The sequence below is a fragment of the Solwaraspora sp. WMMA2059 genome (assembly GCF_027497315.1).
Classification (GTDB): domain Bacteria; phylum Actinomycetota; class Actinomycetes; order Mycobacteriales; family Micromonosporaceae; genus Micromonospora_E.
On record NZ_CP114908.1, the window covers coordinates 5,406,067 to 5,423,062 of the forward strand.

General features: G+C 72.1%; 15 protein-coding genes. 7 read left to right on the top strand and 8 right to left on the bottom strand.

Features of this window, described 5'->3' with window-relative positions; translation table 11 throughout:
• The first annotated feature begins 23 nt into the window (after positions 1–23).
• Positions 24–1,151, top strand: a complete 1,128-nt coding sequence (serC, locus tag O7553_RS24755) for a phosphoserine transaminase (protein ID WP_281552005.1) — start codon at positions 24–26, stop codon at positions 1,149–1,151.
• Positions 1,152–1,438: 287 nt separating this feature from the next.
• Positions 1,439–2,503, top strand: a complete 1,065-nt coding sequence (gene sepH / locus O7553_RS24760; protein ID WP_281552006.1) for a septation protein SepH — start codon at positions 1,439–1,441, stop codon at positions 2,501–2,503.
• A gap of 56 nt (positions 2,504–2,559) precedes the next feature.
• Here sepH and O7553_RS24765 read toward each other — a convergent pair whose 3' ends face one another.
• The 3 genes from O7553_RS24765 to O7553_RS24775 all read right to left on the bottom strand — a co-directional run bounded on the left by O7553_RS24765 (position 2,560) and on the right by O7553_RS24775 (position 5,972).
• The gene (locus O7553_RS24765) at positions 2,560–3,873 is read right to left on the bottom strand and encodes an MFS transporter (protein ID WP_281552007.1); all 1,314 of its coding nucleotides are present in this window, start codon (positions 3,871–3,873) and stop codon (positions 2,560–2,562) included.
• A gap of 71 nt (positions 3,874–3,944) precedes the next feature.
• Positions 3,945–4,379 (bottom strand): MarR family transcriptional regulator, encoded by a 435-nt coding sequence (locus O7553_RS24770; RefSeq protein ID WP_281555739.1) that lies wholly within the window; start codon positions 4,377–4,379, stop codon positions 3,945–3,947.
• Positions 4,380–4,508: 129 nt separating this feature from the next.
• Positions 4,509–5,972: an NCS2 family permease gene (locus O7553_RS24775; protein ID WP_281552008.1), complete on the bottom strand. Its 1,464-nt coding sequence runs from the start codon at positions 5,970–5,972 to the stop codon at positions 4,509–4,511.
• A 193-nt stretch (positions 5,973–6,165) separates the two neighbouring features.
• On the opposite strand from O7553_RS24775, the gene O7553_RS24780 reads away from it, so the two are divergent.
• Positions 6,166–6,471, top strand: a complete 306-nt coding sequence (locus O7553_RS24780) for a DUF2530 domain-containing protein (RefSeq protein WP_281555740.1) — start codon at positions 6,166–6,168, stop codon at positions 6,469–6,471.
• Here O7553_RS24780 and O7553_RS24785 read toward each other — a convergent pair.
• Positions 6,440–7,297: a DUF3027 domain-containing protein gene (locus O7553_RS24785; protein ID WP_281555741.1), complete on the bottom strand. Its 858-nt coding sequence runs from the start codon at positions 7,295–7,297 to the stop codon at positions 6,440–6,442. The two genes, O7553_RS24780 and O7553_RS24785, sit on opposite strands and share 32 nt — an antisense overlap.
• Before the next feature lie 85 nt (positions 7,298–7,382).
• On the opposite strand from O7553_RS24785, the gene O7553_RS24790 reads away from it, so the two are divergent.
• The 3 genes from O7553_RS24790 (at position 7,383) to O7553_RS24800 (ending at position 10,883) form a co-directional block, all read left to right on the top strand.
• The gene (locus tag O7553_RS24790) at positions 7,383–9,182 is read left to right on the top strand and encodes an MFS transporter (RefSeq protein WP_281552009.1); all 1,800 of its coding nucleotides are present in this window, start codon (positions 7,383–7,385) and stop codon (positions 9,180–9,182) included.
• A 107-nt stretch (positions 9,183–9,289) separates the two neighbouring features.
• Positions 9,290–9,973, top strand: coding sequence for a futalosine hydrolase (locus O7553_RS24795; protein WP_281552010.1), 684 nt, complete (start codon positions 9,290–9,292; stop codon positions 9,971–9,973).
• A gap of 1 nt (position 9,974) precedes the next feature.
• A complete protein-coding gene (locus O7553_RS24800) occupies positions 9,975–10,883 on the top strand; it encodes a 1,4-dihydroxy-6-naphthoate synthase (protein ID WP_281552011.1) in 909 nt (302 codons plus the stop codon).
• A 39-nt stretch (positions 10,884–10,922) separates the two neighbouring features.
• On the opposite strand, the gene O7553_RS24805 is transcribed toward O7553_RS24800, so the two are convergent.
• Entirely contained in the window at positions 10,923–11,309 is a 387-nt protein-coding gene (locus O7553_RS24805; protein ID WP_123607376.1) for a cold shock domain-containing protein, read from the bottom strand.
• Positions 11,310–11,341: 32 nt separating this feature from the next.
• The gene (locus O7553_RS24810) at positions 11,342–11,956 is read right to left on the bottom strand and encodes an HAD hydrolase-like protein (RefSeq protein ID WP_281552012.1); all 615 of its coding nucleotides are present in this window, start codon (positions 11,954–11,956) and stop codon (positions 11,342–11,344) included.
• A 169-nt stretch (positions 11,957–12,125) separates the two neighbouring features.
• On the opposite strand from O7553_RS24810, the gene O7553_RS24815 reads away from it, so the two are divergent.
• Positions 12,126–14,720, top strand: coding sequence for a helicase-associated domain-containing protein (locus O7553_RS24815; protein WP_281552013.1), 2,595 nt, complete (start codon positions 12,126–12,128; stop codon positions 14,718–14,720).
• Between the two features lie 75 nt (positions 14,721–14,795).
• Here the strand turns inward: O7553_RS24815 and O7553_RS24820 are convergent, their stop codons facing one another.
• A complete protein-coding gene (locus O7553_RS24820; protein ID WP_281552014.1) occupies positions 14,796–15,056 on the bottom strand; it encodes a hypothetical protein in 261 nt (86 codons plus the stop codon).
• Between the two features lie 181 nt (positions 15,057–15,237).
• Entirely contained in the window at positions 15,238–16,971 is a 1,734-nt protein-coding gene (locus O7553_RS24825; protein ID WP_281552015.1) for a cellulose binding domain-containing protein, read from the bottom strand.
• Between the last annotated feature and the right edge of the window lie 25 nt (positions 16,972–16,996).

Consider the following 16,996-nt stretch of genomic DNA (forward strand, 5'->3'; position numbering starts at 1 on the left):
ATCTGGAAGGACTTCTGACCACCGTGGCTGACGTTGCGACCATCCGCATCCCAGACGAGATCAAGCCCGCCGACGGCAGGTTCGGCTGCGGCCCGTCGAAGGTCCGCCCGGCAGCCGTCGCCGCGCTGTCCGAGGTCGCCACCAGCTACCTGGGCACGTCCCACCGGCAGAAGACCGTCCGCGACGAGGTCGCCCGGCTGCGACGCGGCATCGCCGAGTTCTTCGCGCTGCCCGAGGGCTACGAGGTGATTCTCGGCAACGGCGGTACCACCGCGTTCTGGGAGATCGCCACGTTCGGCCTGGTCCGCGACCGGGCGCAGTTCGCCAGCTTCGGCGAGTTCGGGGCCAAGTTCGCCAAGGCGGTACGCGACGCGCCGTTCCTCGGCGAGCCGACGGTACACAAGGCCGAGCCGGGCAGCGCCCCGGCCCTGGTCGCCGAGGCGGGCGTGGACGTCTACGCGACCCCGCACAACGAGACCTCGACCGGGGTCGCGGTGCCGATCCGGCGGGTCGCCGGAGCCGACGACGGTGCGCTGATGCTGGTCGACGCCACGTCCGGCGCCGGTGGCCTGGAGGTCGACCCGACCGAGACCGACGTCTACTACTTCGCCCCGCAGAAGTGCTTCGGCTCGGACGGCGGCGTCTGGCTGGCCCTGATGTCGCCGGCCGCCCTGGACCGGGCCGCCCAGGTCAAGGCGTCCGGCCGGTACATCCCGGCGTTCCTGGACCTGGTCACCGCGATCGACAACTCGCGGTTGGAGCAGACCTACAACACCCCGGCACTGGCGACGATCTTCCTCGCCGCCGAGCAGACCGACTGGATGAACGCCCAGGGTGGGCTGGCCTGGGCGGCGAAGCGGACGGCGGAGAGCGCGGCGGCGATCTACGGCTGGGCTCAGCGGTCCGCGGTTGCCACTCCGTTCGTCACCGATCCGGCGCTGCGGTCCAACGTAGTGGCGACCATCGACTTCGTCGACGGAGTGGACGCCGGCAAGGTCGCCAAGGTGCTGCGGGCCAACGGCATCGTGGACACCGAGCCGTACCGCAAGCTCGGCCGCAACCAGCTGCGGGTGGCGCTGTTCCCGGCGATCGACCCGTCCGACGTCGAGGCGTTGACCGCCTGCGTCGACTTCGTGATCGAGCGGCTTTGAGGCATATCGGGTGATTAAGCCGGTTCGGCGGTGGTTGCCGCTGAATCGGCGGGATTTGCTCTAGGATGACGATCAACCGCTGACCTCCCGTGATCGATCGTGATCGCCGACGCTCGATCACCGTCCACCATCCGACTCGCCCAGCCGGACGGATCTGGGCAGCTCACTCGACATGCCCGGCGTGGCCTACTCCCATCGGGTGGCTTATCGGCGTACCGTGTGCGGAGGACGTCGCGGGCGGGTCGACCTTGCGGCGTGGGGCAGCTCAGCGGGACGGAGGCAACGCGATGCGCCCGGTACGCTTCGTCGCCCTCTCCGAGGACGGTCAGGCCCTGGTCCTCGCTGACGAGGTCGGCCGACTGCTCGCCCTGCCGATCGACGACCGCGTCTCCACTGCGGTGCAGGCCGACCCGGACAGCTCGACCACGTTGACGGTGGCCAGCCAGCCCGGAGATCCCCAGCCGTCGCTGTCCCCCCGGGACATCCAGGCCCGGATCCGGTCCGGCGAGTCGGCCGACGACGTCGCGCGGATCGCCGGGGTGCCGGTTGACCGGGTGCTGCGCTACGCCGGACCGGTGCTGCAGGAGCGGGCCATGCTCGCCCAGCACGCCCGGCGTACCAGGCTGAAGAACTCCGACAAGGGTGCCCCGCTCGCCGAGGTCGTCGACGGCCGGCTGGCCCAGCACGGCATCGACGCGGAGAAGATTTCCTGGGACGCGTACCGGCGCGACGACGGCACCTGGCGGATCATCGCCACCTGGCCGTCCGGCAAGGCCACCGCCCAGGCCATCTGGGAGCTGGACAAGAGCCGCCAGGTCATCTCGCCGCACGACGACATGGCGCAGTACCTCTGCACCGAGCGGCCGACCCAGATCCTCGGTCAGGAGCCGGCGCCGGAGCGGGGCGGGCATGCGCTGCCCGGTCCGGCGCGCGCCGAGCCGGGCCGGGGCGGGCACGGCCTACCGGCTGCCCCCGGTGACCAGCCACGATCCAGCCGGGACCCGATCCGGGCCGGGCGGGACGCGCTGCTCGCCTCGCTGGACCGACCGCTCGGTTCGGCGGCCGGTCGCGGCCTGGAGCCGGCGGCCAACGCCGAGACGCCCCGGCAGCGGCCGGTGGCCGGCGGCGCCGCCGCACTGCTCGGCGGCGGCGCGGGTTCCGCCTTCGACGACGACGCCGACGCACCCAAGGAGGTCCCGGCGGTGCCGTCACTGGCGGTGCTGCGGCCCCGGCGCGCCTCGTCCGGTGCCACCGAGACCCCGGCGGACAGCTCCGGCAAGCCCCGCAAGCGGCTGCCGAGCTGGGACGACGTCCTGTTCGGTAGCGGCCCGGCCGACCGCGCAAGTTCCTGACCCGTCGTAGGCCTCCAGCGGCCTGGACTGACCGGCCCGGGCCGTACGGCTCCGGGTCAAGCTCGGACGGCTCCGGCGTGGGCCGGCGCGGATTGGGCCGGCAGGACGTAGAGCCGGGGCATCGGTGCCCACCGTAGCCGTATCCGGCCGCCGGTGCGCCGCAACTGCCAGGCCAGCGTGGCGGCGGCGGTCAGGAAGGACAGCAGGCCGCCCAGCCAGATGCTGGCCCCGGCTCCGAAGCGCTCGGCGACCCAGCCGATGATCGGTGCGCCGACCGGGTTGGTGCCCAGGAAGACCAGCACCCACAGCGCCATCACCCGGCCCCGGAAGGCCGGGTCGACGCCGAGCTGCACCCGCTGGTTGGAGGCCTGCGCGAAGTAGACCATGAAGAATCCGGTCGGCAGCAGCAGGAGCACCACCAGCCAGTACGTCGGGGCCAGCCCGACCAGGGTGCCGAGGCCGGCGAAGGTCAACGCACTGCCCAGCACGATGTAGACCGACGGCCGTTCGCGTCGGCCGCTGGCAACGAGGGCACCGGCCAGCGCGCCGACCGCGAGCGCCGTGGTGAACAGCCCGAACGACGCCGCACCGGTCTCGAACACTGTCTTGGCCAATGCGGCGAGGGTCAACTGGAAGTTGAACAGCAGCAGGCCGAGCACGGCCATCAGGGCCATCGGCAGCATCAGGTCGGGGCGGCGGGCGACGTAGCGCAACCCGTCGACCACCTTGGCGGCGTCCCGCTGCGCTCCGACCGGCAGGCCGACCCGGTGCAGTTCGCCGGAGCGCATCCGAACCAGTCCGACCAGCGGGGCCGTTGACGCGAGCGCGCTGATCAGGAAGACCGGCCCGACGTCGAACGCCGCGATGGCAAGCCCGGCCAGGGCCGGGCCGACGATCCGCGCGGTGTTGAACGTCGCCGAGGACAGCGCAAGGGCGTTGGGCAGCAGCGGGGTGCCGACCAGTTCGGAGACGAATGCCTGCCGGACCGGAGTCTCCAGGGCGTTGCCGACGCCGAGCAGGCCGGCGAAGACGAAGACGTGCCAGAGCGCCACGACGCCGGTCAGCACCAGCACGCTCATCACGAGGGCCAGCACGCACCAGATGGCGTTGGCGACGAACAGCAGCAGCCGTTTGTCGTAGCGGTCGGCGAGCCGACCGGAGATCAGGGTGAACAGCAGCACCGGGGTGAACTGGAGGGCGACGACCACTCCGAGCGCGGTGGCGGAGTCGTCCGACAGCTGCAGGACGAGCCAGTCCTGCGCGATGAACATCATCCACACACCGATCAGCTTGATCAGCTGCCCGGTGGCGAAGATCCGGTAGTTGCGGACCTGTAGGGACTGGAAGGTGGTGTTCAGTGTCGCCCGCACTCGGGGTGCGCCTCCTCGGATCGTACGCGTCATCCACGTGGGACGAAGCGGACCCGGTGGCGACTGTCGCGTCAGCCGCGGGCGACCTGCTGCAGGATCTCCGCCGCCTGCCGTAACGTATCCCGTTCGGCAGGGCTCAGCTCGGCGAGCCGGGTGGCGAGCCACTCGTCACGTACCCGTTCGAACCCGGCGATCACCTCCCGGCCTGACTCGGTGGCCGACAGGATCACCTGCCGGCCGTCGGTCGGGTGCGGGGTGCGTTGCACCAGTCCGCGCTCCTCGAGCTTGGCGACGATCCTGGTCATCGTCGGCGGTTGGACCCGCTCGATGTCGGCCAGCTCCCGCGGCGTCATCGCACCGGCCAGCTCAAGGCTGGTGAGCGCGGACAGCTGGGTGACCGTCAGATCGCCGACCGGCCGGGCCCGTCGGACCCGCCGGTTGAGTCGGGTGATGGCATCGCGCAGGGACGTCGCCAGTTGCGCGGCCGTGACCTGCTGCTCTCCCATCACCGCCCACTCCGTCACGTTCGTTAGCCTAACTAACGAACACACCGATCGACCAGCCGTTATGACCACCGTCACCGGCGGCATCAGGGTACCGCCGGTGACGGCCGACGTTGCGACGAGGCGACCGGCTCAGCCGATCAGCAACTCCAGCGGGTGCCGCAGGAAGTAGAGGGTGAACAACGCGGCCACCCCGTACAGCAGCGGATGCACCCGCGCCGCACGGCCCTTCACCAGCTTGATCAGCACGAAGGTGATCACCCCCGCGCCGATCCCGTTGGAGATCGAGTAGGTGAACGGCATCAGCACGATGGTCAGGAAGGCCGGGATGGCGATCTCGTAGTCGGTCCAGTCGATGGTGCGCACCGCGGTCAGCATCAGGAAGCCGACCACCACCAGCGCGGTCGACGCCGCTTCGAACGGCACCACCTCGACCAGCGGGGACAGGAAGACAGCCAGCAGGAACAACGCGCCGGTGACCAGGTTGGCGGCCCCGGTCCGGGCACCCTCCGCGACCCCGGCGGCGCTTTCGATGTACGAGGTGTTGCTCGACGTACTCGCCAGGCCGCCCGCCGCTGCCGCGATCGAGTCGACGACCAGGATCTCCTTGGTCCTCGGCGGCATCCCCTCGGAGTCGAGCAGGCCGCCCTCCTGGCCGACCGCGACCATGGTGCCCATCGTGTCGAAGAAGTCGGTCAGCAGCAGGGTGAAGACGAACATCAGGGCGATCAGCCAGGTGGCCGAGTCCCAGGCCCCCAGCACGGAGAAGTTGCCGAGCAGCGACAGGTCCGGCATGCCGAAGACCTGGTCGGGCAGGCTCGGCACGGTCAACGCCCAACCGCCGGGTTGGCCGTCCGGGCCGCCGGCCGGCCCGAACCCGCCGATCGTCTCGACGATGACGGCCAGCACCGTGGAGCCCAGGATGCCGATCAGGATCGCGCCGCGTACCTTGCGGACCACCAGCACCAGGGTGAGCAGCAGGCCGAGCACGAAGACGAAGGCCGGCCAGGTGGCGATCATGCCGTTGATGCCCAGGCCGAGCGGCGGTGACGCGGTGCCGCCGGTGACGAACCCGGCGTTGACGAAGCCGATCAACGCGAGGAACAGCCCGATGCCGACTCCGATGGCCGTCTTCAGCTGGGTGGGCACGGCCCGGAAGACGGCGGTACGCAGCCCGGTCAGCACCAGGACCAGGATGATCACGCCTTCGATGACCACCAGGCCCATCGCGTCGGCCCAGGTCATCTGTGGTGCGATCTCGAAGGCGACGAGGGCGTTCACCCCGAGACCGGCGGCCAGCGCCAGGGGGAACCGGGCGACCACCCCCATCAGCAGCGTCATCAACCCGGCGATCAGGGCGGTCGCGGCGGCGATCGCCGGGATCGCCAGCGCGGCGCCCTCGCCATCGACCGCGCTACCCAGGATCAACGGGTTGAGCACCACGATGTACGCCATCGTGAAGAAGGTGGCCAGTCCGCCTCGTACCTCGCGGCCTGGGGTGGAGCCGCGGGCGGTGATCTCAAAGAACCGGTCGAATGCGTTACGTGGGCTGCGGTCCGGGGCCGACCCGGTCGTCTCTGCCGGCACTGTCGCCATGGGTCCTCACAGCTGATCATCAGGTTGACTGGGCTGCGGGCATCGTCTCAGATCAGCTGTTACCGGTGGAGGTCCGTCCGGTTACGTCCCGCGACATCGCCGATCCGGCCGCCCGCTGTCCGGATTGACCGGCCCGTCACGGCGTTCTCTATCAACCGGGACGTACCCTGGTAGAGTGCCCGACTCGCCGCCGATGACCCCGCCGGACGCCCCGACCGGTCCGGTCCGGCTGCCGAGGGCACCCCGACCGGCGCCGCTGGACCCACCGATGGTGCCGTTCGCTGTCGGCGGGATGATCGCCTGGGCCGTCGCCGGGCTGGTCTGCCTGCTCGCCCGGAACTGGCTGGCCGACACCGGGCGTACCGACTGGCTCTGGACCTGCCTGGCCGGATTCCTGCTCGGGCTGCCCGGGCTCGCGGTAATGCTGCGGCACGACGCCAACCGGCGACGCCGCCACGCCGACCAGGTCAGTCGCCAGCCGGGCCCGAGCGCACCGTGACCGTCTCGACCTCGCCGTCGTCGTAGACCGTGGGCAGCTCGTCCACCGGGGTCACCGCCGGACTGGTCAGCGTCTCCGAGTGCGCGCCGCAGCCGTGGTCCACGCTCACCACCCGGCCGTCGTCCGGTGCGTAGACGTTGCCACACACCCCGAACGCCTGCCGGAGCGCCCCGGCCAGCACCAGGTAGAACCCGCAGGTGCCGCAGCGGGCCGTGTCCGGCGCGGCGACCGAGATCGGCGCCTGTGGGCCGTGTTCGCCGTCGTACCAGCGCTGTGCGGTGTCGGCGCGGCCCTCGCGGGACATCACCCGGCTCCGGCCGAGCCCGAGCTCCCAGGAGACCTCCTCCACGGCCGGGTCGTCCGACTGCAGGTAACCGGGCGCGAGCCGGTCGTCGTCGAACGAGGTCGGCAGTAGGTCACCGACGCCCAGGTCACCGGGCTGCAGCCGGTCGTGCCAGGGCAGCCAGCCCGGTGCCAGCAAGGCGTCCGGGCCGGGCAGCAGTACCGTCTCGCAGACGGTCACCTGCCGGCTGCGGGACACCCGGGTCACGGTGACCGCCCACCGCCAGCCCTGATACCCGGCAAGATGGCAGTCGAAAAGGTGGGTCACCAGCCGGTCGCCTTCGGCGACCGCTTGCAGGTGCTCGCCGACCTCGGCGGGATCCACCGCGTCGGCCAGCACGGCGTACGCCACGTCGACGGCTTTGGCGCAGACCGAGTCGAGGCGGGCGGCACGAGCGGTGCTCCTGGTCACCGTCCCATTGTTGCCTACCGGCCGGCACCGCCGACAGGCACTCCCCCGCCGACAGCGACTCGTTGTCGCCAGGCACTCCCCCGCCGACCTGGACCCGCGACCGCGAAAACCGGCACAGCCCGAGACGGGACGGCTGCGGATAGGTGAGGATGGGCGCATGGGGCTGTTTCGCTCGCTCGGGCACACCGCCGGGACCGCCTTCCGCAGCACCCGCGCGGTGCTGCGCGGCACGGCGCACAGCGGTCGCTGGGCCGGGCACAAGGTTCTGCAGGTACGCCACCGCGGCGCGGGCGGCGAACCGGGCATGTCCCGACTGTTCGACCTGCACGCCGCCTCCTGCGCCGGGGACACGCTGATCACGATCGGGCTCGCCGGGACCATCTTCTTCAGCGCGCCGCTCGGCGAGGCCCGCAGCAGCGTGGCGCTCTACCTGTTGGTGACGATGGTCCCGTTCGCGCTGCTGGCCCCGGTGGTCGGCCCGGTGCTCGACCACTTCCGGCACGGCCGGCGGTACGCGCTGGCCACCACCATGCTCGGCCGGGCCTTCCTGGCCTGGCTGATCGCCGACCACCTGAACGGGTTCGGGCTGTATCCGGCGGCGTTCGGGGTGCTCGCCCTGTCCCGGGCGTACGGCGTCGGCCGCTCCGCCGCCGTGCCCCGGCTGTTGCCGGCCGGCCTGGGACTGTCCCAGGCCGGGGCCCGGGCCAGCGTCTACGGCACGATCGCCGGAGCGCTGGTCGCGCCGCTGGGACTTGCGGCGTTCTGGTTCGGGCCGCAGTGGCCGCTGCGGGTCGCGTCGGTGATCTTCCTGGTCGGCATGGTCATCGCACTACGACTACCGCCTCGGGCCGACTCCGAGCCCGCCGAGCGGGTGCCGCGCGCGTTCCGGGTGTTCGGGCTCCGGCGGGGCACCGACCGGCAGCGGATTCTCACCGGTAGCCGGCTGGTCCTCGCCACCCTGGTCGGCAGCGGCACGTTGCGCTGCCTCTACGGCTTCCTGCTGCTCTTCCTCGCCTTCGCAATCAAGGCGGGCGATCTGTCCACGGTGGTGGTCGGCCAGCAACTCGGTGACGAGGGCGCGCTCGGGTTGGTCGGAGCGGCGCTGGCCGCCGGCAGCTTCGCGGCCACCGCGATCGGGAGCCGGATGCGGATCAACCGCCCGCTCGCCCTGCAGTCCAGCGGGCTGGTGATCGTGGCCGGCGTCGGTGTACTCGCCACCCTGCAGTTCTCGCTGCTGATGGTGGCGCTGTTCTGTTTCGTCACCGCGATCATCAGCGGCATCGCGAAGCTCGCGGTGGACGCCACCATCCAGGAGCGGCTGCCGGAACGGTTGCGAGCCAGCGCCTTCGCCCACTCCGAGACCATTCTGATGCTGTCGTTCGTCGCCGGCGGCGCGTTCGGGCTGATCCCGGTGGACGGCCGGGTCGGTCTCGTCGCGGCGGCCGGCTTCGGCGTACTCGCCGCCGCCCGCGCGGTGATCGTCGCCGGCCGGCAGCGCAAGGACCGGCTCAACGGCCGACCGGTCGACACGGTCGATGACACCCCAGACCCGTCCGGACCAGACAGGCCCGAACCCGGCACCGCCGGATCGGAATCGGCCGACGCCGGTACTCCCGAATCCGGCTCAACCGACGCCGGTGCGGCCGAACCGGCCACGGTGGTTCCGCCACGCGCCCGCCGATCAATCGTCCCGGCCCGGATCCGGCCACGTCCGCGACCTGCCCCGCCGACGCCGGCAGCGCCGGCACCGGTCGGCGCCGGGCAGGGCGGCACCGGCCAGGTCGGCACCGAGCCGGTCGGCGTCCCGGCCGGCGGCGCACCCGCCGGTCACCGCGACGATGGCCAAGCCGACGACGATGATCCGACACCACCCGGATTCCACATCTACCGCCCGTCGTCGACGCTGCGCCGCACGGCCGAGGACGACCGACCCGACGGGCCGAACGCCGGGCTCTGAACGGGCAGGGAGACGCTGGTCCACGGCCCAGTTGGCGGGTATCCGGGGCGGTGCCCCTGCCCGGCGGCCGGTAGGTCCAGGAAGGAGCGGTGGGTAAGGTGCGGCAGGTGCGGATTCTGATAGTGACGGCGGTCGAGGCCGAGGCGGTCGCCCTCCGACGCGGGATCGCACCGGCCGGCGACGCTGCGGACAGCGACTTTTCGGTCGAGGTCGAGGTCGAGGTGGTCGGGGTCGGCTCGGCGGCCGCCGCTGCCGGGACCGGCCGACAACTGGCCGTGGCGGCGAGCAGCGGACGCCCGTACGACGCGGTGGTCAGCGCGGGGATCGGCGGCGGGTTCCCCGACCGGATCGCCGTCGGGCAGACCGCCATTGCCACCCGCAGCGTCGCGGCCGACCTCGGCGCCGAATCGCCGGACGGGTTCCTGGCGATCGACGAGCTCGGCTTCGGCACCGCGGTCGCCGCCACCGACGACGCACTCACCGGCTGGCTGCGGGCGGCACTGCCGGACGCCGTACCCGGCGCGGTGCTGACGGTGAACACCGTGACCGGCACCGCGACGACCGCAGGAACGCTCATCGGCCGCCACCCCGACGCGGTGGCCGAGGCCATGGAGGGGTACGGGGTGGCCCGCGCCGCCGAGCTGGCCGGGCTGCCCTTCGCGGAGCTGCGCACCATCTCCAACCCGGTCGGCCCGCGCGACCGGGCCGGCTGGCGGCTTCCGCAGGCGATGGCCGCGCTGACCACGGCGGCCAGCGCGCTGACCAGCCGGCGTGCCGACTACCGTGGTTGACGTGACCCTGCGGCTGGCATTCTCCCCCTGCCCCAACGACACGTTCGTCTTCCACGCCCTGGTGCACGGGCTGGTACCGGACGCCCCGCCGGTCACCGTCCGGTACGCCGACGTGGACGTCACCAACTCCGCCGCCGAACGCGGCGAGTTCGACCTGGTCAAGGTCAGCTTCGCCGCGTTGCCCTGGCTGCTGCCCGACTACCATCTGCTGCCCTGTGGGGGTGCGTTGGGCCGAGGCTGCGGCCCACTGCTGCTGACCGGTGGCAGGGCCGGCGTCGTACCGGCTGGCCGCACGGCTGGCGGTGGTACGGCCGAGGAGGGCCGCTGGTCAGCCGGCGACCTGACCGGGGCGACCGTCGCCGTACCCGGCGAGCGGACCACCGCGTACCTGCTGTTCCGGCTCTGGTCGGCAGACCGGCCGCCGGCCCGGATCGAGGTCGTGCCGTTCCACGAGATCATGCCCGGCGTCGCCACCGGCCGGTACGACGCCGGGCTGGTGATCCACGAGGCGCGGTTCACGTACCAGCGGTACGGGCTCACCGCGCTGGTCGACCTAGGGGCATGGTGGGAGTCCGACACCGGCCTGCCGATCCCGTTGGGCGCGATCCTGGCCCGACGGGGCGTGGTCGACCCGGCGCAGGCGGCCGGCTGGGTACGCGAGTCGGTCCGACTGGCCTGGGCCGATCCGGGCGCTTCCCGCGACTACGTGCTGGCGCACGCTCAGGAAATGGAGCCGGACGTGGTGGACCGGCACATCGGGCTGTACGTCAACGACTTCACCGCCGACCTCGGTGCCGACGGGTACGCGGCGGTCGCCGCGCTGCTGGACCGGGCAGCGGCGCACGGGCTCACCCCACCGATGGCAGGGTTGCTCGCGCCGCCGCCCGGCGACCAGCTACGGCAGCGGTAGACCGCCGACCGCTGCAGTCCGTGGACCGCGACTGCGGGGTCAGACCTCCAGTTCGCGGGCGACCGCGTGCACCAGCTGGGCCACGGTCTGCGCCGTCTTGCGGTCCGGGAACCGGCCCCGCCGCAGGTCCGGCTGGACCTTGGCCTCCAGCACCTTGATCATGTCTTCGACCAGTCCGTGCAGCTCCTCCGGCGGTCGCCGACGCAGCTCGGCGACCGACGGCGGGGCCTCCAACAGCTGTACGCCGAGCGCCTGCGCGCCGCGCCGGCTGTCCACCACCCCGAACTCCACCCGTTGCCCGGACTTGAGGTCGGTGACGCCAGCCGGCAACGCACCCTTGGGCAGGAACACGTCGCCACCCTCGTCACTGGTGACGAATCCGTACCCCTTCCCCGCGTCGTACCATTTCACTCGACCCGTCGGCACCACTGACCTCGACTTCACTCGCAGGATTGACCTCACCAGGCTAGCCGGAGCAGAGCGTCGGCCGCCGCCGGGAATCCGGTCAGGTCGTCGATCACCGCAGCCGCTCCGGTGGACTGCAGCTCAGCCGCCGAACAGGGGCCGGAGGCCACCCCGAGACCCGGTATCCCGGCGGTCCGCGCGGCCACCATGTCCGCCGTGTGGTCACCCACATAGAGCTGTACGGCGTACTCGTGCAGGGCGGCCGCCTTGCCTTCGGCGAACAGGTCGCCGGCGACCTCGTCCACCGGCAGGCTCAGGTGGTCCAGGTGCAGACGAGCCAGCCGGCCGAGCTTCGAGGTGACCACCACCACCCGGCCACCCCACTTCCGGACCAGTTCAAGCGCGGCGACCGCCCCGGGCATCGGCAGCGTCGGATCTACCGCGTAGTGGGGGTAGAGCGACCGGAACTGCTCGACTGCGGCATCGACCTGATCAGCCGGGAACCACTGGCTGATCTCGTGGCGCAGCGGCGGGCCGAGCCGGGACACCGCGACCTCGGCGTCCACCTGCACCCCGGTGAGCTCGGTCAACGCCCGGTAGGTGGCGGCGACCCCCGGCCGCGAGTCGATCAATGTCATGTCCAGGTCGAATCCGACCACCGGCGACATGCGCACGTCCTTCCTCGTCACGCCCGCCACGACGGGTGGGTCCGGCCGGCGGGTGGCCGGCCGGGTGGCGGCCGGAGGGTGAGCCTATGTGGGCGACTCACGCGCCGGAGCATCTGCTCCGTACGGCCGAGGCCACCTGGGGCGTCCGGCGGGCTAGCGTGGAACAACCATGGCCAACACACTCGCCGACCACCTGCGTTCCCGCTCCGACGCGGAGCTGGGTGACCTGCTGCGCCTGCGTCCGGATCTGGTGGTGCCGGCGCCGACCGACATCGCCACGCTGGCCGCCCGGGCACAGTCGCGGGTCTCCTCTGCCCGCGCGCTCGACGACCTCGACGAGTTCACCCTGCGGATCCTGGACGCCGCGCGACTGTGCCGGGAGCTACCGGCCAGCGCCGGTTCGGCCGCCGCAGCCGACCCGGCCGGTTCCGCCGCTACGGTCCACCCGGCCGGTTCGGCCGACAGCGCTGACGCCGCCGTCGAGCTGGACGCGGTGCTGGCGATGGCCACCGCGCCGGGCAGCGGGGCGACCGCGGCTCAGGTCCGCGCGGCGGTGGACCGGCTGCTGGCCCGCTGCCTGCTGTACGGGTCGGCTGGGCGGTTCCGGGTGGCCGGCGGGGTGGACGAGGCGAGTTCGCCGTACCCAGCCGGGCTGGGCCGGCCCGCCGCCGACCTGGACGACCGGGTGGCTCGACGGTGCGCCGATCCGGCCGCGTTGCGCCGGACGCTGCTCAGCGCCCCGCCGTCGGCCCGGGCGGTACTCGACCGGCTCGCCGTCGGCCCGCCACTCGGCACGGTGAGTACCGCCGCCGCCGTCCCGGCCACCGGCGCTCAGGCCCGCGAAGCCCCGGCCGCCGCCGCCACCGCCGCCCTCGGTCCGGGCGACGGGGTGAGTCCGGTGCGCTGGCTGGTCGAGGCCGGCCTGCTGGCGGTGGTCACCGATGCGCCGGCGACGGCCGGCAGCCAGGCCGTGGAGTTGCCCCGCGAGGTCGGGCTGTTGCTGCGGCGGGACACCGGGCCGCTCGGCGCGCTGCGCCCCGACCCGCCTGCGGCGGGTTCCGCCGAACGCGATCCGAAGGCGGTGGACTCGACCGGTGCCGGGCAGGCGATGGAGCTGGTCCGGCAGGCCGGCGCGCTGCTGGAGGCGTTGGCCGCCGAGCCGGCGCCGCTGCTGCGTACCGGCGGGATCGGGGTGCGGGAGCTGCGCCGGCTGGCCCGCGCCGGTGGGGTCAGCGAGTCGCTGGCCGGGCTGCTGATCGAGATCGGGTACGCCGCCGGGCTGCTCGGTGCCGCCGAACTGCCCGCCACGGCGAGTCGCACCGCTGTCGACCAGCAGATCCTGCCGACCGGCAACTACGACCAGTGGATGAACGAACCGGTGGCCCGGCGGTGGGAGCGGCTGGCCGGGGCGTGGCTGGCGATGACCCGGCGGGCCGGGTTGATCGGCCGCCGGGACGACCGGGACCGGCCGATCACCGCGTTGTCGACCGACGTGGAGCGGGCCGGCGCGCCGACGGTGCGCCGTACCGTGCTGGGGGTGCTGGCCGCGTTGCCGCCGGGGGCCGCGCCGACCGCCGACGAGGTGCTCGCGCTGCTCGCATGGCAGGCGCCACGGCGCAGCCGGGGCCGCGACGACCTGCACCGCGAGGTCCTCGACGAGGCGGCTCAGCTGGGCGTCACCGGGCTGGGCGTGTTGACCGGGTACGGCCGCTCGCTGCTCGCCGGGGAGGGCCGGGACGGTCGGGACACCGCAGCCGACGACGATCCGCTCGGCGTACGGGCCACCGAACGCGAGCACCGAGGTGCGGCGTCGACGGTGGAACGCGCGCTGGACGACCTGCTGCCGTCCCCGGTGGACCACGTCCTGGTGCAGGCCGATCTGACCGTGGTGGTGCCCGGTCCACCGGAGCCGGCCCTGGCTGCCGAGTTGGAGCTGGTCGCCGAGCCGGAGTCGATCGGGGCGGCCAGCGTGCACCGGGTCACGCCGGCGAGTGTGCGTCGGGCGTTGGACGCCGGCTACCAGGCGGCCGAACTGCATGAGTTGTTCGCCCGGCGGTCCCGCACCCCGGTGCCGCAGGGCCTCACCTACCTGATCGACGACTCAGCCCGTACCCATGGCGGGTTGCGCGCCGGATCGGCCGGCGGCTATCTGCGCAGCGACGACGAGGCGTTGCTGGCCACGGTGCTGGCCGACCGCCGGCTGGCCGCGCTGTCGCTGCGTCGGCTGGCGCCGACGGTGCTGGTCTGTGTGGTGCCCGCCGGCCGGATGCTGGAGGCGCTGCGGCAGGCCGGCTACGCCCCGGTGCCGGAGGACGGCACCGGTGCCGCACTGCGTACTGGCCGGCCACGGGCCCGGCGGGCACCGGCGCGGCACCCGGTGACGTTGCGGTCAATCGATCCGCTGGCCGCGCCGAAGCTGACCGCACCCTGGATCAGCGGTCTGGTCGAGCAGCTTCGCCGGGGGGAGGCGGCGGCCCGGGCGGTACGGCGCACGCCCGGGACGATCCGGGCGGCGACCGGGCAGGCGGTCGACGGGTTGGCCGCGGTGCAGGCGCACTCGCAGGCGCTGGCCGTGCTGCAGCAGGCGGTACGGGACAAGGCGCTGGTCTGGGTGGGCTACGTGGACGCACACGGCGCCGCCGCTTCCCGGCTGGTCCGTCCGGTGTCGATCGGCGCGGGTTACCTGCGGGCCGAGGACGAGCGGACCGAGACGCTGCACACCTTCGCGCTGCAGCGGGTGACCGCAGCGGTGGTGCACGACTGACCGCGCGTCGGCCCGTCACGTCGGGTCGGTCCTGACCGCACAGCAGTCGGCTCCCGGTCGGTACGCCCGGAGCCGTCAGCCCGTGGGCCGGCCGTCGTGCCGGTGCCGGCGAGCCGCCTCAATCACCGACACCGTGAGCAGCAGCGCGGATCCGGTGCCGAGTGCCTCACCCACCGAGTCGACGAAGCCCTGACGCAACACCAGCCAGCCGAACAGGAACCAGCCGACGAGCAGGGTCGACGCGAACGCGTACCAGAACAACGTGGCCCGCGAGACCGACACCGGGTAGCCCCGGTCGGTCGACCCTGGTCGATCCGCACTGTCGTTGACCGCCATGACCGCCTCCCGGCCCGATCGCTGCCCTTCACTGTCTCCAGACTGGCAGGTCGGGGCCGGATCGGACAGCAACCGGCACCGGCCGACGTGTCCGGTGCCTGCAGACGTGCTTGGCACCGGCCGGCACCGTCGGGGTCGGGGTGCCGGTGCGGGAGGGGACCCGCACCGGCACCCGCTGCCCTCAATGGGTGAGTACGACGGTGGAGATGCTGCGTGCGCCCACGTTGACGGTGACCTGCTGGCCGTTCACCCCGACGGACTGGCTGGCCGCGTTGGAGTACCGCGAGGTGAGGTAGTGTTCGGCCCGCGTCACGTTCTGCGGGGCCTGAACCACCGCGCCGCTCACCGCGCTGTTCGACCGGTTGAGGATGACCAGGGTGGTCTTACCGTCCCCGGTGTAGGCGGTCACCTCCAGCGGTGACGCCTTGGAGCTCTTCGTCAGGGCGACCCGCTGGTAGCCGGGGCGCACGTACTTGGCGTACTGCGAAAACGCGTACCCGCGCTTGAGCGGCGCTCCCGCCGTGGTGCCGTAGGTCGCATCACCGTCACCGATAAAGGAGTAGAACCGCTTGCCGTACCACCAGATGTAGGCGGCCCAGTTGGCCTCCATGATCCGGTGAACGGTACGCATGATGTCGTCGAGCGTCTCGTCCCAGACGGCCAGGTTACTCGGGTCGCCCCAGATGTTGGAGCCGCTGCCGTCGGCCTCGTGATGGTTCCACTCGGTCATCCACACCGGCTTACCGTGTTGGTTGGCCAGGTTGTACGGCTTCAGTCGACCCTGGGACTCTAGGCCGTACAGGTGCCCGCCGATGTAGCCGATGTTGTTGCGCGCGCCTGCGTCGTTGAGGGTCGGATCGGTGTAGCTGTAGTTCATGTTGACCGCCTCGGCGACCATCAGCTCGGTGTTCTGCACCCGCCACCCGTGGTCGCGGACGAAGTTGCGCAGCTCGGTCCCGTTCCAGTCCATCGAATCGTAGCTGGGGTGCCAGTCCGGCTCGTTCTGCACGGAGGTGACGTCGACCGTCACCCCCTGGTTGCGCATGTACTGGACATAGCTGTTCAGATGGTTGGCGTAGTCGTCGTAGTAGTCGGTGCGCAGCTTGCCGCCGTTGATCCGGCTGTTGTTGGTCTTCCACGCCGCTGGCGCCGTCCAGGGCGAGGCGAGGATTTTCACGTCGGAGCCGTACGACTTCGCCGTGCGCAGGGCGTTGACCTGGTTCGACCATTCGCCGGACTCAGGTGAGATGCCGGTCCGGATGATCGACAGTCCCATCTGATCGGGGCCCAGTCCGACCAGGGTCTGGGTCTCGGCCGTCGACCACGTGCTGCTGCCCCAGATCCAGGTGGCGGCCCCGAAACCGTCGACGGTCTGGTATCTGGTGGAGCTGTTCACCGTGATGTCAGCCGGCCCGGTCGGCGGCCGCGTGGTCGGCGGTGCGGTGGTCGGCGGCGCGGTGGTCGGCGGCGGCGCGGTGGTGGGAGGTGCGGAGGTGGGCACCGTACCGCCGGTGCAGGCCACTCCGTTCAGCGCGAAGCTGGTGGGAGCGGGGTTGCTGCCGTTCCACGACCCGTTGAAGCCGAACGAGGTCGTACCGTTTGTCGGGATGGTGCCGTTGTAGCTGACATTTCTGGCGGTCACCGCCGCACCGCTCTGGGTCAACGTCGTGTTCCATGCCTGCGTAACCGTCTGGCCTGCACCGAATGACCAGGTGAGGCTCCAGCTAGCGAGTGGGTCACCGAGGTTGGTGATGGTCACGCTGGCACCGAACCCACCCGGCCACTGCGACGACACCGCGTAGTTGACCGAGCATCCGGCGGCCGCGGCGGCCGGGGTCGCGGCGGCCACCGCGGCCGAGGCGAGCAGCACAGCCCCGACGGACCCAACGGCCGCGTTGATTCTCCACTTTCTCATTACTTCCCCTGATCTACTGGGTGAC